Source organism: Pseudomonas sp. S10E 269 (genome assembly GCF_002798465.1).
Classification (GTDB): domain Bacteria; phylum Pseudomonadota; class Gammaproteobacteria; order Pseudomonadales; family Pseudomonadaceae; genus Aquipseudomonas; species Aquipseudomonas pergaminensis.
The window spans coordinates 3,837,975-3,859,823 of the sequence record NZ_PHIJ01000001.1 but is presented as its reverse complement, the minus strand read 5'-3'; the positions used below and the strand labels follow the sequence as shown (position 1 = coordinate 3,859,823).

The 21,849-nt window shown below is 61.4% G+C and carries 25 protein-coding genes; 2 read left to right on the top strand and 23 right to left on the bottom strand.

The genetic code is table 11. The features are described from left to right. Window positions 1-9 precede the first annotated feature (9 nt). A complete protein-coding gene (locus CWC48_RS17985) occupies window positions 10-276 on the top strand; it encodes a hypothetical protein (protein ID WP_078049840.1) in 267 nt (88 codons plus the stop codon). Window positions 277-401: 125 nt separating this feature from the next. Here the strand turns inward: CWC48_RS17985 and CWC48_RS17980 are convergent, their stop codons facing one another. The 20 genes from CWC48_RS17980 to CWC48_RS17885 form a co-directional block, all read right to left on the bottom strand. After that, window positions 402-1,319 carry a PfkB family carbohydrate kinase gene (locus CWC48_RS17980; protein WP_100492308.1) on the bottom strand — a complete coding sequence of 306 codons (918 nt, stop codon included), beginning with the start codon at window positions 1,317-1,319 and terminating at the stop codon, window positions 402-404. After that, complete coding sequence (locus tag CWC48_RS17975) at window positions 1,312-2,778, bottom strand: cytosine permease (RefSeq protein WP_025854160.1); 1,467 nt, start codon at window positions 2,776-2,778, stop codon at window positions 1,312-1,314. The genes CWC48_RS17980 and CWC48_RS17975 overlap by 8 nt, the downstream gene beginning before the upstream one ends. A gap of 178 nt (window positions 2,779-2,956) precedes the next feature. Then, window positions 2,957-3,958, bottom strand: a complete 1,002-nt coding sequence (locus CWC48_RS17970) for an ADP-ribosylglycohydrolase family protein (protein WP_078049842.1) — start codon at window positions 3,956-3,958, stop codon at window positions 2,957-2,959. Next, a complete protein-coding gene (locus tag CWC48_RS17965; RefSeq protein WP_100492307.1) occupies window positions 3,955-4,668 on the bottom strand; it encodes a GntR family transcriptional regulator in 714 nt (237 codons plus the stop codon). Before CWC48_RS17965 ends, CWC48_RS17970 begins: the two co-directional genes overlap by 4 nt. 70 nt (window positions 4,669-4,738) lie before the next feature. Further along, entirely contained in the window at window positions 4,739-5,299 is a 561-nt protein-coding gene (locus CWC48_RS17960) for a DUF1285 domain-containing protein (protein ID WP_078049844.1), read from the bottom strand. A gap of 16 nt (window positions 5,300-5,315) precedes the next feature. Continuing rightward, window positions 5,316-5,921, bottom strand: coding sequence for a DUF4823 domain-containing protein (locus tag CWC48_RS17955; RefSeq protein WP_099493648.1), 606 nt, complete (start codon window positions 5,919-5,921; stop codon window positions 5,316-5,318). Between the two features lie 201 nt (window positions 5,922-6,122). Then, window positions 6,123-7,091, bottom strand: a complete 969-nt coding sequence (locus CWC48_RS17950) for a GTP 3',8-cyclase MoaA (RefSeq protein WP_100492306.1) — start codon at window positions 7,089-7,091, stop codon at window positions 6,123-6,125. Window positions 7,092-7,206: 115 nt separating this feature from the next. Next, window positions 7,207-7,860: a TetR/AcrR family transcriptional regulator gene (locus CWC48_RS17945; protein ID WP_028617572.1), complete on the bottom strand. Its 654-nt coding sequence runs from the start codon at window positions 7,858-7,860 to the stop codon at window positions 7,207-7,209. 445 nt (window positions 7,861-8,305) lie between these two features. Beyond that, on the bottom strand, window positions 8,306-9,091 hold the full coding sequence (locus tag CWC48_RS17940) for a TatD family hydrolase (protein ID WP_100492305.1): 786 nt from the start codon (window positions 9,089-9,091) through the stop codon (window positions 8,306-8,308). Window positions 9,092-9,154: 63 nt separating this feature from the next. Then, window positions 9,155-10,144 (bottom strand): DNA polymerase III subunit delta', encoded by a 990-nt coding sequence (locus tag CWC48_RS17935; protein ID WP_100492304.1) that lies wholly within the window; start codon window positions 10,142-10,144, stop codon window positions 9,155-9,157. Then, window positions 10,137-10,769 (bottom strand): dTMP kinase, encoded by a 633-nt coding sequence (gene tmk / locus CWC48_RS17930; protein ID WP_078049849.1) that lies wholly within the window; start codon window positions 10,767-10,769, stop codon window positions 10,137-10,139. Before tmk ends, CWC48_RS17935 begins: the two co-directional genes overlap by 8 nt. A 19-nt stretch (window positions 10,770-10,788) precedes the next feature. Further along, window positions 10,789-11,934, bottom strand: a complete 1,146-nt coding sequence (gene mltG / locus CWC48_RS17925) for an endolytic transglycosylase MltG (RefSeq protein ID WP_100492303.1) — start codon at window positions 11,932-11,934, stop codon at window positions 10,789-10,791. A gap of 1 nt (window position 11,935) precedes the next feature. Then, window positions 11,936-12,751, bottom strand: a complete 816-nt coding sequence (pabC, locus tag CWC48_RS17920; RefSeq protein WP_100492302.1) for an aminodeoxychorismate lyase — start codon at window positions 12,749-12,751, stop codon at window positions 11,936-11,938. After that, window positions 12,751-13,995 (bottom strand): beta-ketoacyl-ACP synthase II, encoded by a 1,245-nt coding sequence (fabF, locus tag CWC48_RS17915; RefSeq protein WP_068935423.1) that lies wholly within the window; start codon window positions 13,993-13,995, stop codon window positions 12,751-12,753. The genes pabC and fabF overlap by 1 nt, the downstream gene beginning before the upstream one ends. Before the next feature lie 128 nt (window positions 13,996-14,123). Next, complete coding sequence (acpP, locus tag CWC48_RS17910) at window positions 14,124-14,360, bottom strand: acyl carrier protein (RefSeq protein WP_003175607.1); 237 nt, start codon at window positions 14,358-14,360, stop codon at window positions 14,124-14,126. Between the two features lie 191 nt (window positions 14,361-14,551). Then, complete coding sequence (gene fabG, locus CWC48_RS17905) at window positions 14,552-15,295, bottom strand: 3-oxoacyl-ACP reductase FabG (RefSeq protein ID WP_005790544.1); 744 nt, start codon at window positions 15,293-15,295, stop codon at window positions 14,552-14,554. 24 nt (window positions 15,296-15,319) lie between these two features. Next, the gene (gene fabD / locus CWC48_RS17900; protein WP_021491483.1) at window positions 15,320-16,258 is read right to left on the bottom strand and encodes an ACP S-malonyltransferase; all 939 of its coding nucleotides are present in this window, start codon (window positions 16,256-16,258) and stop codon (window positions 15,320-15,322) included. A 126-nt stretch (window positions 16,259-16,384) separates the two neighbouring features. Then, window positions 16,385-17,395: a phosphate acyltransferase PlsX gene (plsX, locus tag CWC48_RS17895; protein ID WP_099493653.1), complete on the bottom strand. Its 1,011-nt coding sequence runs from the start codon at window positions 17,393-17,395 to the stop codon at window positions 16,385-16,387. A gap of 4 nt (window positions 17,396-17,399) precedes the next feature. Continuing rightward, a complete protein-coding gene (gene rpmF, locus CWC48_RS17890) occupies window positions 17,400-17,582 on the bottom strand; it encodes a 50S ribosomal protein L32 (RefSeq protein WP_003179396.1) in 183 nt (60 codons plus the stop codon). Window positions 17,583-17,595: 13 nt separating this feature from the next. Further along, on the bottom strand, window positions 17,596-18,126 hold the full coding sequence (locus CWC48_RS17885; protein WP_010566563.1) for a YceD family protein: 531 nt from the start codon (window positions 18,124-18,126) through the stop codon (window positions 17,596-17,598). A 105-nt stretch (window positions 18,127-18,231) separates the two neighbouring features. Here CWC48_RS17885 and CWC48_RS17880 point away from each other — a divergent pair, with 105 nt between their 5' ends. Next, window positions 18,232-18,810, top strand: a complete 579-nt coding sequence (locus CWC48_RS17880) for a nucleoside triphosphate pyrophosphatase (RefSeq protein ID WP_078049854.1) — start codon at window positions 18,232-18,234, stop codon at window positions 18,808-18,810. Between the two features lie 130 nt (window positions 18,811-18,940). Here the strand turns inward: CWC48_RS17880 and CWC48_RS17875 are convergent, their stop codons facing one another. The 3 genes from CWC48_RS17875 to rluC are packed head-to-tail and all read right to left on the bottom strand — an operon-like array spanning window position 18,941 to window position 21,554. Next, entirely contained in the window at window positions 18,941-19,924 is a 984-nt protein-coding gene (locus CWC48_RS17875; protein WP_100492301.1) for a S49 family peptidase, read from the bottom strand. Between the two features lie 21 nt (window positions 19,925-19,945). After that, window positions 19,946-20,608 (bottom strand): HAD-IA family hydrolase, encoded by a 663-nt coding sequence (locus tag CWC48_RS17870; RefSeq protein ID WP_100492300.1) that lies wholly within the window; start codon window positions 20,606-20,608, stop codon window positions 19,946-19,948. Next, window positions 20,595-21,554 carry a 23S rRNA pseudouridine(955/2504/2580) synthase RluC gene (gene rluC, locus CWC48_RS17865; RefSeq protein WP_028617584.1) on the bottom strand — a complete coding sequence of 320 codons (960 nt, stop codon included), beginning with the start codon at window positions 21,552-21,554 and terminating at the stop codon, window positions 20,595-20,597. Before rluC ends, CWC48_RS17870 begins: the two co-directional genes overlap by 14 nt. Window positions 21,555-21,849: the final 295 nt, after the last annotated feature.

The following is a 21,849-nucleotide window of genomic DNA, read 5'->3' as shown; positions in this document are numbered from 1 at the left end:
GAGGTACGCATGAACGTCGATAGAAACCTTGAAAAAGAAGTCCTCACCCGCCTGCTGCACGCTCATCCGCAAGGCTTGGGCAAAGAGGTGCTGGATAACTACCGCGGCGAAAAAGAGGTCGCCAGTGTCTTGGCGTTCCTGCAGGACCGTGGGCTGATCAAGGATGGGCATGTGACCACCGACGACGCCGGTGAATATTCGTTGAACCTGCCGATCAAGCTGACCGCATCCGGTGTGGATGAGGCGCGCAAGCTGGACAGCGAGACCCGTCAGTAATCCTGAATACACCGCAACACAGTGTGGGAGCCGGGCTTACCCGCGATAACGGAGTTTCAGTCACCTTATTCCTCGACTGACTGGACGCCATCGCGGGCAAGCCCGCTCCCACATTTTGATTGAGGCTATTCAGCAGTCAGCGCATCAACCTCGGCAGTGCCGGGGGACGTAGCCGGGCCCCGGCGCGTCACCGCCAACGCTGCCGCGGCATTCGCACGGCGTGCCGCTTCGGCAGGTTTCAAGCCCTTCGCCAAGCCCGCAATAAACACCCCCGCGTGCGCATCCCCGGCACCATTGCTGTCCACGGCCTGCACCTTGAAGCCAGGCACATGCGCAACCGCTCCCGGTCGCCCAACCCAGCAGCCATTCGGCCCATCACGAACCACCAGCAACGTATTGGCCGGCAGGTGTCGGCTCAACTCGGGCAACGCGGCGGCTATATCTGCCGCACCGGTAAATGCGAGCGCTTCGGGGCCATTGCTGGTCCAGATGTCGATGCGCGGCAATAACGCGCGCATTGCGGCTGATTCCGGCGCCTTCACCAGCGGGCCTGGGTCAAACACCACCACGATCTCCCGTGGCAACGTCAGCAACCAGTCGATCAGCGGCTGCGCCTTGCCCTCCAGCAACAAGCTGTAGCCGCTGACGTACACATAGTCGTCAGCCTGCGGCACAACCCTGGCCAAGTCTTCGGCACTCAGCTCACCTTCAGCGCCGATATGGGAAATGAAGGTGCGCTCAGTGGTAGCCTCGGTCAGCGATACACACAAACCGGTGTCTTTATCGGTGCTGGCCGTCTGGGCCATTTCCACCCCTTCGGCCTGCATCGCCGCGCGCGCCAGGTCGCCAAAACGCCCATTACCGTGACGCCCCAGGTAGACCACTGGCAGCCCGTTGCGCCGAGCGGCAGCCATCACATTGAAACCGCCGCCGGCTTCAAAGCTGGCCGATTGCGCCAGCACGTCGCCGCCGGTGGCGGGCAAGGTATCGAGGGCCATGACCAGGTCGACAATGACTTGGCCGGTGTGCAGCAATCTAGACATTAGGGCTCTCGACTAAAGCCGGACGACGATCAGCGGCGCCGCCCAGTACCGCGTAAATCCCGCCGGCCACCAGGAAGGTGACGATCCAGCCCAGGCCGTTGTGGCCCAGCCAGGAGTCGGACAAAGGCCCGGCGAACCAGATGTTTTCGGCAGTGGTGCCGATGGTGGTGAAGCTAAAACCCAGCACGATCGCCACGGCCCAGGCACCAAACGCACGCCACTCCACGCCGCCGCGATACCAGTAGGCGCTGCTTGGGCTCACGTCCAGCAGGTCCTTGGGGCTGTAGTAGTGACGGTGGATCAAATCGACCACAAAGATGCCGACCCACGCAGTAATCGGCACCGCCAGCAGCGAAATGAAGGTGATGAACGGGCCATAGAAGCTGTCGGCGATCAACATGAAGTAGATCGAGCCGGCGAAGATCGCCACGATGTCGACGATTACCGCATGCACGCGCTTGACCTTCAAGCCGAGCGTCAGGGTGGTGAGGCCCGCCGAGTACACCGACAGGTTGTTGGACAGCAGCAGCCCGCCGAACGCGGTGATCAGGTACGGCACCGCCATCCAGGTGGGCAACATGTCGCGGATCGCGACGATTGGGTCAGTGGCCGAGGCGAGGTCGTTGTTGCCCACCGACAGCAAGCCGCCGAGGGTAATCAACAACACCAGCGGAATGCCTGCACCAAACGCGGCGGAGGCCACCAGGCGCACGGCCTTGACGCTGCGGTGCTGGTAGCGCGACATGTCGGCGCCGGCGTTGGCCCAACCGATACCGGTACCGGCAGCCATGGTGCCGATGCCGATGATCATCGCACTGAGCGGTGCCGGCGTGGCGTTGAACACGGCGCTCCAGTCGATGGTGGCGCAGAGGAAACCGCCGACCAGGATGTTCAAGGCGCCGAACACGTAAGTGGCCCACTTCTGGATCACCAGCAAGGTGGCGTGGCCCAGGCCTGACACCGACAAGGTCAGCAGCACAAAGATGGCGATGAAGATCAGGGTCAGCACCGGCGCACTTTTCGCCTCGACCGGCGAACCAAACAGGATCGAGCACAACGACAGCAGCACGAAGGCGGCCGTGGTGGTGTTGACGGTCTCCCAACCCAGGCGTGACATCAATGACACCAACGTCGGCCCGATATTGCCGCGCACGCCGAAGATGGCGCGGGACAGCGTCAGGCTCGGCGCACGGCCACGACGGCCGGCGATGGAGATGATGCCCACCACCGCAAAAGAGCCCGCAGCGCCGAGGATGGCGACGATGATCGCCTGCCAGATTGCCAAGCCTCGGAACGCGACCAGGGTCGCGCCCAGCGGCAAGCCAAGAATGCTGATATTCGCCGCGAACCACACCCAGAAAAGTTGCAGCGGGTGACCGTTGCACTCGCCTTCCGGAACCGGTTCGATGCCGCGTGTTTCCAATTGCCCGGCACTTTGGCCGGAAGAGGTCGTGCTCATGAGGGGGTGCTCCAAGTGCCTGTATTGTTGTGGTTGTGGCAGAGAATCAAAGCGTCAACCGGTCATCCTGACTCGACGAGAACTCGTTAGGAGCCGGCTTGCCGGCGATGGCGGTGTCCCAGCCAATGCGTCGCCGGCTCGCCTATCGCTATCGCCGGCAAGCCGACTCCTACGGGGTTCAGCGCAATATCAGCAGCCCTTCGACCAGCGGCTGCAAATCCAGGCCATTGACCTGCTTGACCTGTTCAATCAGCACTTCGGGCCAGCACTGCAGGCCCAGGCACGCACCGAGCATCGCGCCGAGAATCGCGGCGATGGTATCGGTGTCACCGCCAAGGCTGGCCGCCAGGCATAGCGCTTCGAAGGCGTTCATCTCGCCCACCGCCACTTGCTGGGCCAGGGCAAACGACACCACCACCGACTCCTGGGACGCGACAGAAGTACCGATCAATTCGTACAGCAGGTCGGCAAACAGGGCCTTGTCGCCACTGCCGACACTCAAGGTCCGCGCCCAGCTGATGCGCGTGGAAATGCGCCCGCCGGCAACCCAGTGGCCATGGCCTTCGGCCTTCTGGGCAACCTGGGTGCCGATATTCAGCGCTTCGCCCAGGTCCACGCCGTTGATGCCAGCCGACACCACCGCTGCCACCGCCGCCGCACTGGAAATTCCCAGGGAGGTGTTATGGGTGACCTGGCATGCCTGGATCACCGCCTGGATAAACTGCGCCGGGTCGCTGACATCGGCGGCAATCCCCACCGGGGTGATGCGCATTGCTGCGCCATTGGTGGTGCCGTAGCGGCCGGACTCTTCCGGCGTATGACCGGCGAGGATCATGTCGATCGCACGCTTGGTAGACGGCCCCAGCAGATCCTGCGAGCCCTTGGCGCGCATCACTGCCTCCCAATCGATCAGGCGCTGGGCCAGCACGGTAGGCTCGATTTTGCCTTGGCCTTCCACCAGCAATTCGCCGACCAGGATGGCCTGCTCGGTGTCATCGGTGATGGAGCCGGCGGGCATGTTCGGCGCGATCGGCTGGTGGGCGTCGGCATCTTCCAGCCCAGTGATGGCACCGAAACGCGCGCGGACTTGTTCGCGACTCAGGGATTGGGTCGGCATGCCCAGGGCATCGCCCAAGGCCAGGCCGTAGAAGGCGCCGAGGGCGCGGTTGTGCGGGGTCATTTCGAGTTTCCAAACTGGAGGTGCAGGCGAAAGTGCAGCGGGTCGAGCAAGCTTTCGACGTACTCCATGAAACGCTCGCGACGGTCATAGGTGGTACGCGACGCCTTGAGGAACACCGTGCCTGCGGGGCGTCCGAGCAATTCGGCATCTTCATCGCTGAGGGGTTCAGCCCCGATCCATTGGTCCCCTTCGGCGCCGACATAACCGTAGGCGGCCAGGGTGATGGTCAGGGAGTTATCGATCAGGCCCACGTCTGGCAGGCTCTCCAGGCCTCCGGAGGCGGGCATCAACGAGCGCTCCAACGACACGGCGGTGCCATCGGTGGTGCGACGGCGACGGTCGAGGGCGATGAATTGGTCACTGCCGAATCGGCTGAACAGGTCCGGGCGGGTAACGGCTTCCAGACGCAGGATGTCGGTGTTCACCCGCGCGCCTGTGTCGGCCAGGGCCTGAGCCCAACCACTGCGCTGGTCGAGCACCATGCCGTCAAAGGTGACGATGGAGCCGACGCCGCTCTGGGTCGCGATGTAGTTGCGTCGCTTGAGTTCGGCGAGGGCTTCGCGCAGGGTGCCGCGGCTGACCGCGAACTCTTCGGCCAATTGGTGCTCGCCCGGCAGCAGGAAACCGTCAGCCATCACCCCACCCTCGATACGGCGGATGAGCTCGTCGACGACGCGTTTTTTCTTATCAAATCGAACATGTCTAATCATGTACAAATTGATAACCGAAAGCGCCCATTTGCAGCAAGCGAATTATTTCAGGGAAATGAAAAAACCGGCCTCAGGGCTCCAGGCCAATGCGGAAAAACTCCCCACCGCTCCAGACCCCGAGCCAGTTCTGACCGTTGATCGGACGGCTTACCGCCAGCTCCACCAACTGGTAGAACGCGTTGCGGTGCACCAGGGCTTCGAGGTTGGTGCGCACCCGCAGGTACGGCGCAGGTTCCTGTGTGACGGGGTCGATCACCACCCGCAACGGGTGTTCCAGGCCGGCTTCGATCTGGTCGTCAACATTGGTGGTAAAACGCAGCACCTGGTCTTCACCCTGTCCTTCGACTTCGAGGGTTACCGCGACAAACGGCGCATCATCGACGGTGATGCCAACCTTTTCCACGGGGGTGACCAGAAAGTAATCATCGCCGTCGCGGCGGATGATGTTGGAGAACAGCTTCACCATCGGCTTACGCCCGATCGGCGTGCCCTGGTAAAACCAAGTGCCGTCGCGGGCGATGCGCATGTCGATGTGGCCGCAGAAGTCCGGGTTCCACAGGTGCACCGGTGCCGGTCCCTTGCCTTTGGGCAGTTGCGCCAACAGGTCGTTGGCCTTGGCAGAATCGGTCATGGTGCTCTCCTGGTTCTTATTGATTACTCATCCCTAACAGACCACGGGCGTATTGTGCCAGCGGGCGAGCAATCAAATCTTCTGGCTTGTTGTCGTGGAACGTCAGTAAACCGCCACGACTGCGAATACGTGCAGTATCAATCAAATACTGGGTGCTGGTCTCGATCAACATGATCTGGATGACGCCGCTGTCCAGACCGACGCGGTCGAGGGCTTCCTGATCGGCCCATTCATCGGCGTTGCCAATGCGGTCATCCGCCTTGGCGAAGCGGCAGTACAGCAAGTAGTGAGCGCCCGCCGCACGGGCTTCGGCCATTGCCTGTTCCAGGCCTTCCGGCTGACGGGCGCGGCGCACCATGGGGAAATATTCAACAAAGCCGTTGAACGCTTCTTCAGCCACCACGTTCGGTCGCGGATAAGCGCTACCCGGTGGCACGAAAGCGCCCTGAGCGATAAAAATAAAGGAGTCCGGCTGCACGCGAATCGAGGCGGTACGGCGAGTATCGCTGTGGTCCAGCAAGCCGGCATCACTCATCTGATAACGGGTGCCTTCGGCCATATCGCTGACGGTCATGCAACCACTCAGCGTCAACGACGCCAGCAACAAAACCAGACTACGCATCCTAATCCTCCAGAAGCCGGTGACGGAAAACCGGCGAATGGGCGTGAGATGCAGAATCCAGGCCAGTCATCTGCAATGCTGAACAACGGTAGGAGCCGGCTTGCCGGCGATCGCGGCGCATCAGCCATCGCATACGTGGCTGACAGGGCGCTATCGCTGGCAAGCCAGCGCCTACAAGGCCAACATCCATAAGGGGTGTGGTCAGCCGCCGATGATCTTCATGATGGTGGCGCCGCCAGAGAAGGCCACTTCCTGCTTATCGCCCAAGGCCTTCATCAACAGGCCTTGCAGCGCCGGCAACGCTTGATGGCGCGGCTTGTCGAGCAAGTCGCCGATGTAGTGACGGTTACTCGACGACAGGCAGCCATGCAGCCAGCCCGTGGACGACAACCGCAACCGCGAACAGGTACGGCAGAACGGCACGCTTTCGTTGGCGATCACGCCGAAGTAGCCCTTGCCCGGCACTTCGTAGCGCACGGCGGTGGCGTCCACGGGGGCATTGGCTTGCAGGTATTCATACTGCTCGCCGATCAGGCCCAGCAGTTGCTGCAGGCTGACAAATTGCTGCAGGAACGCGTTGGAATCCTTAGCCAGGTGCCCCATGCGCATCAACTCGATGAAGCGCAACTCGTAGCCACGCTCCAGGCAGTAGTCGAGCAGCGGCATGACCTGGTCAAGGTTCTGGCCGCGCAACGGCACCATATTGACCTTGATCTTGATTCCGGCAGCGCGGGCCTGGTCCATGCCATCGAGCACGGTGGCCAGGTCGCCACCACGGGCGATGCTGCGAAAAGCGTCCGCATCCAGGGTGTCGAGGGAGACGTTGATGCGTTTTATCCCGGCGTCGACCAGCAATGGCAGCTTGCGCGCCAGTAACTGGCCGTTGGTAGTCAGGCTGATATCAGTGAGGCCCATGCCACCCACGGCGCCCATGAAGGCTTCCAACTTGGGGCTGACCAGCGGCTCACCGCCGGTGATACGCAGGCGGTCGATACCCGCGGCCTCAATCAGGTACGCCACGCCACGGGCCATGGCCTCGGCCGAGAGCTCGTCCTGGGCAGCCACCAGCCGCTTGCCGTTGGGCACGCAGTAGGTACACGCATAATTGCAGGCTGAGGTCAGGCTGATCCGCAAATTGCGAAAACGCCTACCTTGACGATCAACGATCATGGATCACTCCGGCAGAGGATGGTTCGGGCGCGCTAAAAGCTGACTGAAAAATCAGCTTTTAGCAAGGGTCCATGCCTGAGTATATTCCTGGGGTACTGCGCGCGGCAGCAAATCATTACGTGGAAGGCGATTCCAGCGGTGGATGCTCGGTACTGTGCTTGCGCTTGTTGCCCATGCGCACGCCGATGTCCATCAGGAACTGGAAGAAGCCTTCCTGGTCTTCCAGCACATTGCTCCAGAACGGCGAGTGGTACAGCGCCACGGCGCCGTGCACCAAGGCCCAGGCGGCGCAGTAGTGGAAGTACGGCGGCACATCTTCCAGCTTGCCTTCACTGATGCGGCCCTTGATCAGCAGGGTCAGGCGTTCGAAGTTGGAAGCACGGATCTTGTGAAGCTCCTCGACCATCTCCGGCACCTGATGGCCCTTGACCACCTTCTCTTCCAGGCGGTCGAACAGGCGGTAGCGCTGCGGGTCGCGCATACGGAACTCGAAGTAGGCGCGGGACAGGGCTTCCTTGTCCTTGTCGACGTCGGCCGAATGCAGCAACTCGTTCAAGTCGCGCTCGTAGTCGAGCATCAGGCGCAGGTAGATTTCCGCCTTGGACTTGAAGTGCTTGTAGATCGTGCCTTTGCCGATACCCACGGCATCCGCGATCATCTCGACGGTGACGCTGTCTTCACCCTGTTCGAGGAACAGCTTGAGGGCGGTGTCGAGAATTTCCTGCTCACGGCGGCGAAACTCACGGACCTTACGGGGTTCTTTGTGCATGAGGAAGAGGTCTGCAAAGGTCAAAATAGGGAGGGTTGCGCACGGCCACGGATACGCGGCGATACGATTTACCCGGTGCGAGGGATTATCCCGACTGAACGGTCGCTGGGCAATGCCTATGTGAACCGCAAACGCACTTTACTTTCAGCGTGCCAACGTTTTCATGGATCTCAGTCAGAAATAATACGCAACAACCGCCGCCGTGCACCTGCCCAATGAGAACTCAAGCGAAGCGCGCGTATTCCAAATCTGTTTAAAAAACGACCAGTCGCGACTGGACTGAATCAGATACTGATCAATACTTGAACTGTCGGCGTGACATCTCCCCCAAGTGAAGCGCCGGCCTGGGTACCAACGGACCGTGTGCCCTTGTTTTACTCCTAATGGTCTTAGCCCGGATTCACCCCCCAGAACCCGGGTTTTTTTTGCCTGCGATTTGGTCGCGTCAGCCAGCGACGTGAGCCAGCGGGAACAGGCGCTTGAAGTTCTCGGTGGTCTGCTCGGCAAAGCGCTCATAGGACTCACCCCGCAGCATCGCCAGGTAATCCGCCACATCACGCACGTACTCGGGCAGGTTTGGCTTGCCGCGATGAGGAATCGGCGCCAGGTACGGCGAGTCTGTTTCCACCAGCAGGCGGTCGGCCGGCACTTGGCGAGCGACGTCACGCAGCGCATCAGCGTTGCGGAAGGTCACGATACCCGACAGGGAAATGTAGAACCCAAGGTCCAGGGCGGCCTTGGCCATGTCCCAGTCCTCGGTAAAGCAGTGCAACACACCGGCCTGCGGCAGCGCGGCTTCGCGCAGCAGGGCCAGGGTGTCGGCGCGGGCGCCACGGGTGTGGACGATCACCGGTTTGCCGGTCTGCTGGGCGGCTTGCAGGTGCAGGCGGAACGAGGCCTGCTGCAACTCGGCGGCTTCAGGCTCGTAGTGGTAATCCAAGCCGGTTTCGCCGATGGCCACCACGCGCGGGTGATTGAGTTCACCCAGCAACCAGTCAAGGGCCGGGGCTTCTCCGGGCTTGAGGTCCAGCGGGTGGATACCCACCGAACAATCCACATCGGCATAACGCTCGGCCAAGGCTTTGACGTCGGCGGCGTTTTCGGCGCTGACGCCAATGCACAGGAAGTGCCCTACCCCGCGCTGGCGTGCGGCTTCTAGCGCGGCGTCCAGGGAACCGCCGTGCTGGGCCAGGTCGAGGCGATCAAGGTGGCAATGGGAGTCTACGAGCATAGGTATCTACAACTTCAGTCACGAAAAGTGTCTGGCCGACGATACACCCGCCGGCCACGGGAATTAACGGCGGCCGAGTAACCCGACCCACTGCACCAGCAGCGCTTCAAGCAGCAGCACGCGGTTGAGGTTGGCTTTGCCGAGTACCTTCTGGCGCTGGGCGAGGATCCAGTCCTGGATCGTCAGCACCTTGTCCTGGGCGCTTTTCTGCGCCAGGTATTGCACCACCTTGCGCATGTCCGGCAGGCCCAAGCCGTGTTCGTCCTGGGTCAGCTGGTAGCGCAGGATCAAGCTCGACCAGTCGCAGAACCAGTCGAACAGCAACAGCAGGGGAATATCCTTCCAGGCGCTTTCCGCCAGCTGAGTGGCGGACACTTCCTGCTTGATCAGTTTCTTTACGCCATCCACCACCAGCGCGCGTTGCTCACGCACGCCCTGGGCCTGCAGCTTCACCGCCGCCAACGGCGAGCCAGCCGCCAGGGTCAGCAGCTCGACGCGCTCGTCCTCGGTGCATGCCGGCAACGCCTGCGCCAGCCACTCGAGGCTCATGGCCTCGCTCGGCAGCGGGCATGCCTGCTGCACACAGCGGCTGCGGATGGTCGGCAACAGACGGCTGGACTGGTGGCTCACCAGCAGCAACACGGTATCGCCGGACGGCTCCTCCAGGCTCTTGAGCAAGGCGTTGGCGGCGTTGATGTTCATCGCCTCCACCGGCTCGATCAGCACCACCTTGCGCCCACCCATCTGCGCGGTCTGCACCACGAAGCTGACGAGGTCACGCACCTGGTCGACCTTGATCGCCTTGTCGGCTTCCTCGGGCTCCAGCAGGTAGTTGTCCGGGTGACTGCCGGCCTTGAGCAACAGGCACGACTTGCACTCGCCGCAGGCTTCCAGGTTGACCGGGCGCTGGCACAACAGGCTGGCCATGAGTCGCTCGGCCAGGTCACGTTTGCCGATACCCACCGGCCCATGCAGCAGGTAGGCATGAGCGTGCTGGGCACGGCCGGCCAGTTGCTGCCACAGGTTGTCCTGCCACGGGTAGGCTTCAGCCACGGGCGCGCTCCAGCAATGTTGGCAGCAGGGCATCAATGGCTTGCTGTACCTTGACCAACGGCTGGGCGGCATCCAGCAGGTGATAACGCGCAGGCTCGGCGGCGGCGCGCGTGAGGAACGCAGTACGTACGGCATCGAAGAAGGCCTGGCCTTCCAGCTCGAAACGGTCCAGGCGGCCACGGGCACTGGCGCGTGCGAGGCCCACTTCCACCGGCAGGTCGAACACCAGGGTCAGGTCGGGGCGCAGGTCGCCCTGGACAAAGGTTTCCAGGGTGGCGATGCGCTCCAGGGACAGGCCCCGGCCGCCGCCCTGGTAGGCATAGGTAGAGTCGGTGAACCGGTCGCAGATCACCACCGCACCGCGTGCCAGGGCTGGGCGAATCACTTCGGCCAGGTGCTGGGCACGCGCCGCGAACACCAGCAGCAGCTCGGTATCCGGGTTCATCTGCTCTTCACCTGGGGCCAGCAACACCTCGCGGATACGCTCGGCCAGCGGCGTGCCGCCGGGCTCGCGGGTCAGCACCACCTCGATGCCTTCGCTGCGCAAACGCTCGGCCAGGTAATCGCGGTTGGTACTTTTGCCGGCGCCTTCGGGGCCTTCCAGGGTAATAAACAAGCCAGTCACAGGCAGTCCTTAGTCAGAATTATTGCGGGCTTTGCGGCGCGGCGGTGCCCGGCGTCGGTTCGGCCGGTTTTTCAACCGGCGCCTGCTCGGGCGCGTCCGATGAAGGCGCCGCGTCTTGCGCAGGCTTCACCACCGGTGCCGGGCTGGACCGGTAATCGGCACGGCGCTTGAGCTGGAACTCACGCACGGCGGCATTATGCGCATCCAGGTCATCAGAGAAAATATGGCTGCCGTCGCCCCGTGCGACAAAATACAGGCTGCTGCCCGGCACCGGGTTCAGCGCGGCATGGATCGCCTCGCGGCCGACCATGGCGATCGGGGTCGGCGGCAGGCCGGCGACCATGTAGGTGTTGTAGGGGTTGGCTTCCTTGAGGTGGGCGCGGGTCAACTTGCCGTTGTAGCGTTCACCCAGGCCGTAGATCACCGTCGGGTCAGTCTGCAATAGCATGCCAACCTTAAGGCGCCGCACGAATACCCCGGCGATCTGCCCACGTTCTTCGGGTACGCCGGTCTCTTTCTCCACCAGGGAGGCCATGATCAGCGCTTGATAAGGGTCGGTGTACGGCGCATCGGGAGCGCGCTTGCTCCACTCCTGGGCGAGTACATCATCCAGGCGGTTGTAGGCTTTTTTCAGGAATTCGACGTCGGTCATGCCACGCACGAAGCGGTAGGTATCCGGGAAGAACCGTCCTTCGGGAAACACGCCGGGGTGGCCGAGCTTGTCCATGACTTCGCTGTCACTGAGCCCCGAGAGGGTCTGCACGATCTTTTCATGCTTGGCCAGGGCCGAGCGCACCTGGCGGAAGTTCCAGCCTTCGACCAGGGTCAGGCTGTATTGCACCACTTCGCCACGCTGCCACAGGCCGATCAAGCCCTGCGCCGTCATGCCGGGCGTCATGCGGTACTCACCGCTGTGCAGTGGCTGGCCGTCGAGGTTGAAGCGCCAGTACAGGCGCAACCAAAAGGCGCCTTCCAGCACACCGTCGGCTTCCAGGCGATTGAAGGTACCGGTAGGGGTCGCCCCGGCCGGTACGTCGAGCAATTGCTCCTGGGTCAGGTTCAAGGGCTGCTTCAAGGCAGCATCGAACTTCCAAGCCGAATAGCCCAACAGCAAAGCCGCCGAGAACAGACCAATCAGCAGCAGTACAACCAGTTTTCGTATCAACTCAAATTTCCAATAGCGCGCGAACAATGCCCTGCAGTTTACGGGTGAGCGGCCCAGCCGACCAGCTCATCGCAGCGTACCCGCGCACCGGCCAAATGCCATAAACGCTGTTGCACACAAAGACTTCATCGGCTTGCTGCAGTTGCTCAAGATCGATGTCGGCCACGGCCACCGGGATGCCCAGGGTCTGTGCCTGGGCCAGAATCTCGGCGCGCATGACCCCGGCAACCCCACAACGGGTCAGATCAGCGGTTAGTAACAAGCCGTTGCGCACCAGGAAAACATTGCTGAATACCCCTTCGATGACACGACCGGACATGTCCAGCATCAAGCCTTCGGCATGCTCGGTATCCTGCCATTCGGCGCGGGCGATCACCTGCTCCAGGCGATTGAGGTGCTTGAGACCGGCCAGCAATGGCTGCTCGGCCAGGCGCGTGGCACATGGAAACAGGCGGATGCCGTCCATTCCATGGGCGTGGGGATAGGTCGCGGGCGGACTGCCCTGCAAGATGCGGCGCACGGGTGCGCCAGGGTTGATGCCGTAACCGCGCAGGCTGTCGCCACGGGTCAGGATCAATTTGACAACACCGTCACCCAAGGCGGCGGCATAGGCCAGCACTTCGCTGCGGATCAATGCATGATCCGCAACCAAGGCAAGGCGCCTGCACCCCTCATCGAGCCGGTGCAGGTGACGGTCGAGCAGCAAGGGCTGCCCGGCCTTGACCGCGATGGTCTCGAACAGTCCATCGCCATACGCCAGGCCGCGATCTTTCAGGGGCACGCTGTCCGCTGGCTGACCGTCGACCCAGCTGTGCATCACTCGGCGAACCGGCGGAACACCAGGGAACCGTTGGTGCCGCCAAAACCGAACGAGTTGGAGATCACCACGTCGATCGGCATGGGTTGCGCTTCGTGAGGCACGAAGTTCAGGTCGCAGCCTTCGTCCGGCTCATCCAGGTTGATGGTCGGCGGAGCGACCTGGTCCTTGATGGCCATGACGCTGAAGATCGCTTCGACCGCGCCTGCCGCACCCAACAAGTGGCCGGTCATGGACTTGGTGGAGCTGACCGCCAGCTTGTAGGCATGCTCGCCGAACACCGACTTGATGGCTTCGGCTTCCGCCAAGTCGCCCGTCGGGGTCGACGTGCCATGGGCGTTGATGTACTGCACCTGGTCCGCATTGACCTTGGCATCGCGCAGGGCGTTGGTGATGCAACGCGCAGCGCCGGCACCGTCGGACGGTGGCGAGGTCATGTGGTAGGCGTCGCCACTCATGCCAAAGCCGATCAGCTCGGCATAGATGGTGGCGCCGCGCGCCTTGGCGTGCTCCAACTCTTCCAGCACCAGGGCGCCGGCACCGTCGGACAGCACGAAGCCGTCACGGCCCTTGTCCCACGGACGGCTGGCACGGGTCGGTTCGTCATTGCGCGTCGACAGCGCACGGGACGCGCCGAAGCCGCCCATGCCCAGGCCACAGGCGGCCATTTCGGCGCCGCCGGCGATCATCACGTCGGCTTCGTCATAGGCAATGTTACGCGCGGCCATGCCGATGCAGTGCGTGCCCGTGGTGCACGCCGTGGCGATGGCGTAGTTAGGCCCCTGTGCGCCCAGGTGGATGGACAGGAAACCGGAAATCATATTGATGATCGAGCCCGGTACGAAGAACGGTGAAATTCGACGAGGGCCGGAATCGTGCAAGGTGCGGCTGGTTTCTTCGATATTGGTCAAACCGCCAATACCTGAACCCATGGCCACGCCGATGCGATCACGGTTGGCGTCGGTGACTTCCAGGCCGGCGTTACGCACTGCCTGAAAACCGGCTGCCAGGCCGTATTGAATGAACAGGTCGAGTTTGCGGGATTCTTTTACCGAGAGATATTCCTCGACGTTGAAACCCTTTACCGAGCCGCCAAAACGGGTGGAATAGGCAGAAAGGTCCGTGTGTTCGATCAGACCAATACCACTGTGGCCAGCCAGAATGCCCTGCCAACTGCTTGGCACATCCGTGCCCAGTGGCGACAACATACCCATACCGGTGACTACGACGCGTCTACGCGACACAGCACTCTCCTTTTTCTAATGACGACACTTTTGCTTCAGCGCGTACTTTTCATCAGGGCTAAAGAAAAAACCGCACGCCGTTACAGCAGTGCGGTTTTTCCCTGACAGCAAGCGACGACTACAAACTATTACGCCTGGTGGCTAGTAACGTAGTCGATAGCAGCTTGAACAGTAGTGATTTTTTCAGCTTCTTCGTCCGGGATTTCGGTCTCGAATTCCTCTTCCAGAGCCATCACCAGCTCAACGGTGTCAAGGGAATCGGCACCCAGGTCTTCTACGAAGGAAGCAGTGTTGACCACTTCTTCTTCTTTAACGCCCAGTTGCTCGGCGACGATTTTCTTGACGCGCTCTTCGATGGTGCTCATACCTTGTTTAACTCCTAATGGACAAATTCAGGCAGCTGGCCAGTGGGTAAGTGTATAGAAAGCCTTTTCAGCTTTTCAACTGAAAGCTTCACCCTGTACCCGGTCGGCCACCTGCCTATAAATTAAGTTGCAGCTTTATAACGGATTTTAGACAGCTCGTATGACATTTTTTTGAAGCGATCCGTCACAATTTAACTCATGTACATCCCGCCGTTCACCGGGATTGTAGCCCCAGTCACGTATGCCGCACCGTCGGATGCCAGGAAAGTGACCACATTCGCGATCTCTTGAGCCTGACCCAGACGGCCCAGCGGAATCTGCGTCAGCAACGCTTCACGCTGCGCTTCCGGCAGTTCGCGGGTCATATCGGTGTCGATGAACCCTGGGGCCACCGAGTTGACCGTAATCGACCGCGAGCCGACTTCACGTGCCAATGCACGGCTGAAACCTTCCAGACCGGCCTTGGCGGAGGCGTAGTTTACTTGGCCTGCGTTGCCCATGGCACCCACTACGGAGCCAATATTGATAATTCGGCCCCAACGCGCCTTGGTCATGCCACGCAAAACGCCCTTGGACAGGCGAAACAGACTGTTCAAGTTGGTGTCGACCACGTCGTACCACTCGTCGTCTTTCATGCGCATCATCAGGTTATCGCGGGTGATACCGGCGTTATTCACCAGAATCGCCGGCGCGCCGAACTGTGCGGTGATCTCAGCCAGTACGGCAGCCACGGACTCATCGCTGGTCACGTTCAGCTCAAGGCCGGTGCCTTGCACGCCGTTTTCCTTCAGGGTCGCGGCGATACGCTCGGCGCCCGAAGCGGAAGTGGCAGTGCCGATCACAACAGCGCCCTGACGGCCCAGTTCCAGGGCGATCGCCTGGCCAATGCCACGGCTAGCGCCGGTAACCAGTGCAACTTTACCTTGCAGACTCATGCAGGCTTCTCCTAAGTGCGGAAATCAGGCCAGTGCCGCGCGAGCGGCAGCGAAGGCATCCGGGGTATTGAGGTTGGCGGTCGACACACCGTCGGCGCAACGTTTGTTGAGGCCGGCCAGGACTTTGCCCGGGCCGCACTCGACCAGCTCGGTGGCGCCATTGGCCGCCAGGGTCTGGACCGACTCAACCCAGCGTACGGGCTTGTAGAGCTGCTCCAGCAGGTCGCGCTTGAGGGTGTCGAGGTCGGCGGCCACGGCTGCGCTGACGTTCTGCACCAGCGGGATCTGCGGCGCCTGCCAGTTGATGGCGGCGATGGACTCGGCAAAGCGCTCGGCAGCCGGACGCATCAGCTCGCAGTGCGATGGCACGCTCACCGGCAACGGCAAGGCGCGCTTGGCGCCACGGGCCTTGCAGCCTTCGATCGCACGCTCAACGGCAGCCTTGGCACCCGCAATCACCACCTGGCCAGGGGAGTTGAAGTTTACTGCGCTGACGACTTCACCCTGGGCCGCTTCGGCACAGGCTTCGATCACGACGGCATCGTCCAGGCCCAGGATCGCGGCCATGCCGCCCTGCCCGGCCGGAACGGCTTCTTGCATCAGTTGGCCACGACGCTCGACCAGCTTGACCGCTTCACCGAGGGTCAGGCTGCCCGCCGCCACCAGGGCGCTGTATTCGCCCAGGCTGTGACCGGCCACGAATGCCGGACGCGCGCCACCTTCCGCCAGCCACAAGCGCCACAAGGCGATCGAAGCGGTCAGGATGGCCGGCTGGGTTTTATCGGTTTGATTGAGTTGCTCTTCCGGCCCTTGCTGGGTCAGTGCCCACAGGTCGTAACCGAGGGCGTCGGAAGCCTCTTTAAAGGTGTCCAGGATCAGCGGGTACTGCGCGCCCAGCTCGGCCAACATGCCGAGGGACTGCGAACCCTGCCCTGGAAAGACGAATGCGAGGGATGTAGACATGTAACAAGCCCCTAATGATCTGGTCGTCAAAAATACGCACTCCTACGGTGGGAGCGCACGAAACTGACAGATTGGATGGTCAATTGAACTGGCCGGTCACATTTAAGCACTCCCGGGCCGATTCGCCTAAGGCAACAGGTCCTCTAGACGGCCATGCAAGCGTTGCGGCAGGTTTTCCTGGATCTCGATCAGGGCCCGCGCAATCGCGCTTTGAAAGCCTTCCACGCCGGCCGATCCATGGCTTTTCACCACAATGCCCTGCAACCCCAGGAAACTCGCGCCATTATGCCGCGCCGGGGCCAGGTCAGCCTGCAGGCGGCGCATCAACGGCAGCGCCAGCGCGCCAACCAAGCGCGAGGCCAGGCTCTGCTTGAACAGTGCTTCGATACGCGTGGCGATCATGGTCGCCAGGCCTTCGCTGGATTTGAGCAGGATATTGCCGACAAATCCGTCGCACACCACCACGTCCGCCTCACCGCGATACAACCCGTCACCCTCGACAAAGCCGATGTAGTTCAAGCCGCGCGCACCTTGCAGCAACGTGGCGGCGAGCTTGACCTGCTGGTTACCCTTGATGTCTTCGGTGCCGATATTCAGCAAGGCAACGCGCGGACGCGCCACGCCAAGCGCCTCGGCGGCCACCGAGCCCATTACGGCGAACTGCAGCAGATGCTCGGCGCTGCAATCGACGTTTGCGCCCAAGTCCAGCAACTGGCAGTAGCCCTTCTGCGTCGGAATCGCCGCCACCATCGCGGGCCGGTCAATGCCGGGCAGCGTCTTGAGCACAAACCGCGACAACGCCATCAAGGCCCCGGTATTGCCGGCACTGACACAGGCTTGCACCTTGCCATCACGCAGCAGCTCCAGGGCTACCCGCATCGAAGAATCAGGCTTGCCACGCAAGGCTGCCGCTGGCTTTTCATCCATGGTGATGGTTTCGCTGGCTGGCGTAATCGTCAGGCGCGCGCGATCCACCGCCGGATGGCTGGCAATCAGTTCTTCAAGTAAGGAGGGTTGACCGACAAGGGTCAGGTGCAGCGAGGGTGTTGCAGACAGGCTGGCAATGCAGGCCTGAACAATGCTGCGGGGACCGAAGTCCCCGCCCATTGCGTCTATCGCGATGACTAGAGCAGACAAGTGATTACTCGTCAGCGCCCTTGTCGATCACTTTACGGCCACGGTATACGCCTTCTGGCGATACGTGGTGACGCAGGTGAACTTCACCGGTGGTCTTTTCTACGGACAGGGTGCTAGCCTCGAGAGCGTCGTGCGAACGGCGCATGTCACGGGCGGAGCGGGATTTTTTGTTCTGCTGAACAGCCATAATTGATTAACTCCTAAACGTTTGGGTCACGCTTTAACTGCGCCAATACACTGAACGGGTTGGACCGCGTTACCTCGTCCTCGCTCGGTTCGGGCTCGTCATCGAGGCCCGCCGGCTGCTGGCATTCTTCCGGATGATGAGCAGGCACAATGGGCAAGGCGAGCAAAAGCTCCTCCTCGATCAGTGCATGCAGATCCAAAGGATCTTCGCCCAGTTCCAGCACGTCATAACCTTTCGGCAACGACTGGGTATTCGCACCCTCCTTCACCACAGCATAACTGCACTCGCTGTGGATCGGCAGGGTGACCAGCTCAAGACAACGCTGGCAAACCATTTTGACTTCGGTGTCGATAAAGCTGTGAATGACCACAGATTTACGTTCATCTCGTTCAAAAACGAATTTGGCCTGCACCGTACCGACAGTGTCGGAAAGCGGGTCGCAGAGTCTCTCCAAATCGGCCAGCAGCAACTCACCTTGAAGGGAGGTGCCACGATCAGCCAATTTGCGCGGGTCAACGTGAGGTGGAATCGGGTCATTCAACATAGGCGCAGCATTATAGGGATGCACCCAGCCATGTCAAAGGAAATTCAGCCCTGTGCGTCAGCCGGTCGCCCCGCTAGAATCCCCCGCTGCCCTGAGGAGACGCCCATGCTGCCTTTATTACTTGCATCCAGCTCGGTTTATCGCCGGGAATTGCTGAGCCGCCTGCACCTGCCGTTCATCTGCAGCTCGCCGGATATCGACGAGAGCCACCGCGAAAATGAATCAGCCATTGAACTGGTCAAGCGCCTGGCCGAACAGAAAGCCCGCGCCCTGGCCGCCAGTCATCCCGGGCATTTGATCATTGGCTCCGACCAGGTGGCCGCGCTCGACGGCCGGATCATCGGCAAGCCCCACACCTTCGAGAACGCCCGCGAACAATTGCTGGCAGCCAGCGGTAAGCGCGTCAGCTTCCTCACCGGGCTGGCACTGCTGAACAGCGAGACGGGGCACTGCCAGGTCGATTGCGTACCTTTTACCGTGCACATGCGCGAGCTGGACGTTGAGCGTGTTGAGCGCTATCTGCGGATCGAGCAGCCGTATGACTGCGCCGGGAGCTTCAAGGCTGAGGGTTTGGGTGTGAGCCTGTTCCAGAGCACCGAAGGGCCGGACGCGACCAGCTTGGTTGGCTTGCCGCTGATACGACTGGTGGACATGCTGCTGGCTGAAGGCGTCCAGATCCCTTAAACCCACCACCAAACCACTGTGGGAGCAGGCTTGCCTGCGATAGCGGTGGTCCTGCCACTATAGATGTCGACTGGCCAACCGCTATCGCGGGCAAGCCCGCTCCCACATTTGAATCGATGCGCCTGCTGGATCAGCGCAGGGACGGGCCTTGGAAGCCCATGTAAAAGGCCAGCTTCTCCGCCACACTGGCACCGAGCCGCCTGGAGAAACGATCAAACGGCGATTCTTCCACCGTGAAATCCACCAACTCCTTCTCGCCAATCACATCCCGTGCGACCGAACTGGCACTGCCCAGGCCGTCGATCAAGCCCAGCGGCAACGCCTGCTCGCCCGACCACACCAGCCCGGAGAACAGCTCCGGGTGGTCTTTATCCTTCAAGCGATCGCCACGCCCTTGTTTCACGCTGGCGATGAACTGGCGATGGGTGGTGTCTAGCACGCCCTGCCAGAACTGGGTTTCATCCGCCTTTTGCGGCTGGAACGGGTCGAGAAAAGCCTTGTGCTCACCCGAGGTGTAGGTACGACGCTCCACCCCCAGCTTCTCCATGGTGCCGACAAACCCATAACCGGCCGCCGTCACCCCGATGGAGCCCACCAGGCTGGCTTTGTCGGCGTAGATCTGGTCAGCGGCACTGGCGATGTAATAGGCGCCGGAAGCCCCCAGGTCGGAGATGACGGCGTACAGCTTGATCTCCGGGTGCAGGCCACGCAGACGGCGAATCTCGTCATACACATAACCCGACTGCACAGGGCTGCCGCCCGGACTGTTGATGCGCAGGATCACGCCCTTGACCTTGGGGTCCTCAAACGCGGCACGCAGGCTGCTGACGATATTGTCGGCACTGGCGGATTCCTTGTCGGCGATTACCCCGCGCACTTCGATCAGCGCGGTGTAGTTGGCGCCACGGGTCGCGCTTTTTTCCATGTCCATCAACGGGCTGAACAGCGCCAGCATGGCGATAAGCCAGATAAAGGTCAGCAGCTTGAAGAAAATCCCCCAGCGCCGCGCACGACGCTGCTCCTGGACACTGGCCAGGAGGGTTTTCTCCAGCAGCTTCCAGCTCTTGTCATCACTGCTTTCAGCCTTTTCGGGCGCTTTCCACTCGTCACTCATGCCATCAACCCCAGCAAAGACTTATTGAGCCCGGCTGAGCCAGGCCTGCAATTCGGAAAAATGATCAATCGTCAGCCTGGGCTCATATTGTTGCAAGGCTTCGGCCGCCTGGGCGCCATAGCTGACCGCCACGCTGTCCATGCCCGCATTGCGCGCCATCATCAGGTCGAAGGAAGCATCGCCCACCATCAAGGCCTGGCGTGGCGACACACCGCAATGGTCCAGGATCTGCTCCAGCATCAGAGGGTGAGGCTTGCTGGCAGTTTCATCGGCGGCACGGGTGATATCGAAATAATCTTCCCAACCATGCGCCTTGAGCACTCGGTCCAGGCCGCGACGGGCCTTGCCGGTGGCGACCGCCAGGTGATAACCCTCGGCGCGAAAGGCATCCAGGGACTGCACCACACCGTCGAACAGCGGCGAAGGCGTAGCCTCCAGCGCGATGTAGTGATCGGCGTAATGATCCCGGAAAGCGACCAGCTCAGCGTCGCTGATCTCGGGGTACAAGGTGCGAATGGCCTCAGGCAAGCCCAGGCCGATAATACCCTTGACCGCATGATCGGTGCACAGCGCGTAGCCCGAGCGGGTCGACGCTGCATGCATCGACTCGACAATCCGGCCAATGGAGTTGGCCAGAGTGCCGTCCCAATCGAAAATCAGCAGTTTGTAATCAAGGTGCGACACTCAAACGCTCCACAGTCTTGGCCCACATCTCATCGACCGGAGCCTGCAGCTTCAATTCGCCCCCATCGGGCAGCGGCACCGTGAGCATGTAGGCGTGGAGGAACAGGCGCTTGCCGCCCAGATCGCGGATTTCCTTGGAAAAATCCTCGTCGCCGTACTTGGTGTCTCCGGCGATGCAGTGGCCCGCATGCAGGGTGTGCACGCGGATCTGGTGAGTACGGCCGGTCACCGGCTTGGCCTCGACCAGGGTGGCAAAGTCACCGAAACGGCGCAGCACCTTGAACAGGGTCAGGGCCTCTTTGCCCTCCTCGTCCACTTCCACCATGCGCTCGCCGGAACGCAGGTTGCTCTTCTGCAACGGCGCACGGACGCTCTTAATCGAGCTGGCCCAGTTGCCGCGCACCAGCGCCATGTAGCGCTTGTCCACGCCATCGCCACGCAGGGCGGTGTGCAAGTGGCGCAACATGCTGCGTTTCTTGGCGATCATCAGCAGGCCAGACGTGTCGCGGTCCAGGCGATGGACAAGCTCCAGCTCCTTGGCATCCGGACGCAACTGACGAAAGGCTTCGATCACGCCAAAATTCAAGCCGCTGCCACCGTGGACCGCAATCCCACAAGGCTTGTTGATCACGATCAGCTTGTTGTCTTCGAAGACAATCGAGGCTTCCAGGCGCTGCAACAAGCCTTGGGCCAATGGCACGGGCTCATCACGTTCCGGCACGCGAACCGGCGGCACGCGCACGATATCGCCCGCCTGCAACTTGTACTCAGGCTTGATCCGGCCCTTGTTCACCCGCACTTCACCTTTACGCAAGATGCGGTAAATCAAGGTCTTGGGCACGCCTTTGAGCCTGGCCAGGAGAAAATTGTCGATGCGTTGGCCGGCATATTCCGGCGAGACCTCGAGCAGCTGGACGCTGGGGGTCTGGGGGGCGGTAGTCGTCATGGCGGCGATGATAACAATTTTTTATGGAATTGAAGCACTTAATCATTGCTGCTATAGTCGCGAACGCCGCCAAAAGCGGCCTGGACAGAGGACATGCGGCAAACTGCCGGCCCTGACCATCGCAATTCATCAGGACGCGAGGCCGTCCTACGGGGCTTTCGCCACCCTGGAAGGCTCGAGATTGTAACAAGCGCAGGTGACATGAGGCCTGAAGCGAGTGCAGAAAGCAGAGTGAATACTCGCGTTTTGCGCCGATATTTACGGCCAGTTCACAAAGTGCAGTCAGTCTTGAGCC

Excerpts from the sequence above, each read along its gene's own strand:
- fabD (WP_021491483.1), bottom strand. The coding sequence starts at position 16,258 with ATGTCTACATCCCTCGCATTCGTCTTTCCAGGGCAGGGTTCGCAGTCC.
- CWC48_RS17955 (WP_099493648.1), bottom strand. The coding sequence starts at position 5,921 with ATGCGTAGTCTGGTTTTGTTGCTGGCGTCGTTGACGCTGAGTGGTTGC.
- CWC48_RS17960 (WP_078049844.1), bottom strand. The coding sequence starts at position 5,299 with ATGACCGATTCTGCCAAGGCCAACGACCTGTTGGCGCAACTGCCCAAA.
- CWC48_RS17965 (WP_100492307.1), bottom strand. The coding sequence starts at position 4,668 with ATGATTAGACATGTTCGATTTGATAAGAAAAAACGCGTCGTCGACGAG.
- pabC (WP_100492302.1), bottom strand. The coding sequence starts at position 12,751 with ATGCACAGCTGGGTCGACGGTCAGCCAGCGGACAGCGTGCCCCTGAAA.
- CWC48_RS17880 (WP_078049854.1), top strand. The coding sequence starts at position 18,232 with ATGCTGCCTTTATTACTTGCATCCAGCTCGGTTTATCGCCGGGAATTG.
- fabG (WP_005790544.1), bottom strand. The coding sequence starts at position 15,295 with ATGAGTCTGCAAGGTAAAGTTGCACTGGTTACCGGCGCTAGCCGTGGC.
- acpP (WP_003175607.1), bottom strand. The coding sequence starts at position 14,360 with ATGAGCACCATCGAAGAGCGCGTCAAGAAAATCGTCGCCGAGCAACTG.
- CWC48_RS17875 (WP_100492301.1), bottom strand. The coding sequence starts at position 19,924 with ATGAGTGACGAGTGGAAAGCGCCCGAAAAGGCTGAAAGCAGTGATGAC.
- CWC48_RS17885 (WP_010566563.1), bottom strand. The coding sequence starts at position 18,126 with ATGTTGAATGACCCGATTCCACCTCACGTTGACCCGCGCAAATTGGCT.
- CWC48_RS17950 (WP_100492306.1), bottom strand. The coding sequence starts at position 7,091 with ATGATCGTTGATCGTCAAGGTAGGCGTTTTCGCAATTTGCGGATCAGC.
- CWC48_RS17980 (WP_100492308.1), bottom strand. The coding sequence starts at position 1,319 with ATGTCTAGATTGCTGCACACCGGCCAAGTCATTGTCGACCTGGTCATG.
- rluC (WP_028617584.1), bottom strand. The coding sequence starts at position 21,554 with ATGACGACTACCGCCCCCCAGACCCCCAGCGTCCAGCTGCTCGAGGTC.
- CWC48_RS17945 (WP_028617572.1), bottom strand. The coding sequence starts at position 7,860 with ATGCACAAAGAACCCCGTAAGGTCCGTGAGTTTCGCCGCCGTGAGCAG.
- CWC48_RS17970 (WP_078049842.1), bottom strand. The coding sequence starts at position 3,958 with ATGACCCCGCACAACCGCGCCCTCGGCGCCTTCTACGGCCTGGCCTTG.
- CWC48_RS17975 (WP_025854160.1), bottom strand. The coding sequence starts at position 2,778 with ATGAGCACGACCTCTTCCGGCCAAAGTGCCGGGCAATTGGAAACACGC.
- rpmF (WP_003179396.1), bottom strand. The coding sequence starts at position 17,582 with ATGGCTGTTCAGCAGAACAAAAAATCCCGCTCCGCCCGTGACATGCGC.
- CWC48_RS17985 (WP_078049840.1), top strand. The coding sequence starts at position 10 with ATGAACGTCGATAGAAACCTTGAAAAAGAAGTCCTCACCCGCCTGCTG.
- CWC48_RS17940 (WP_100492305.1), bottom strand. The coding sequence starts at position 9,091 with ATGCTCGTAGACTCCCATTGCCACCTTGATCGCCTCGACCTGGCCCAG.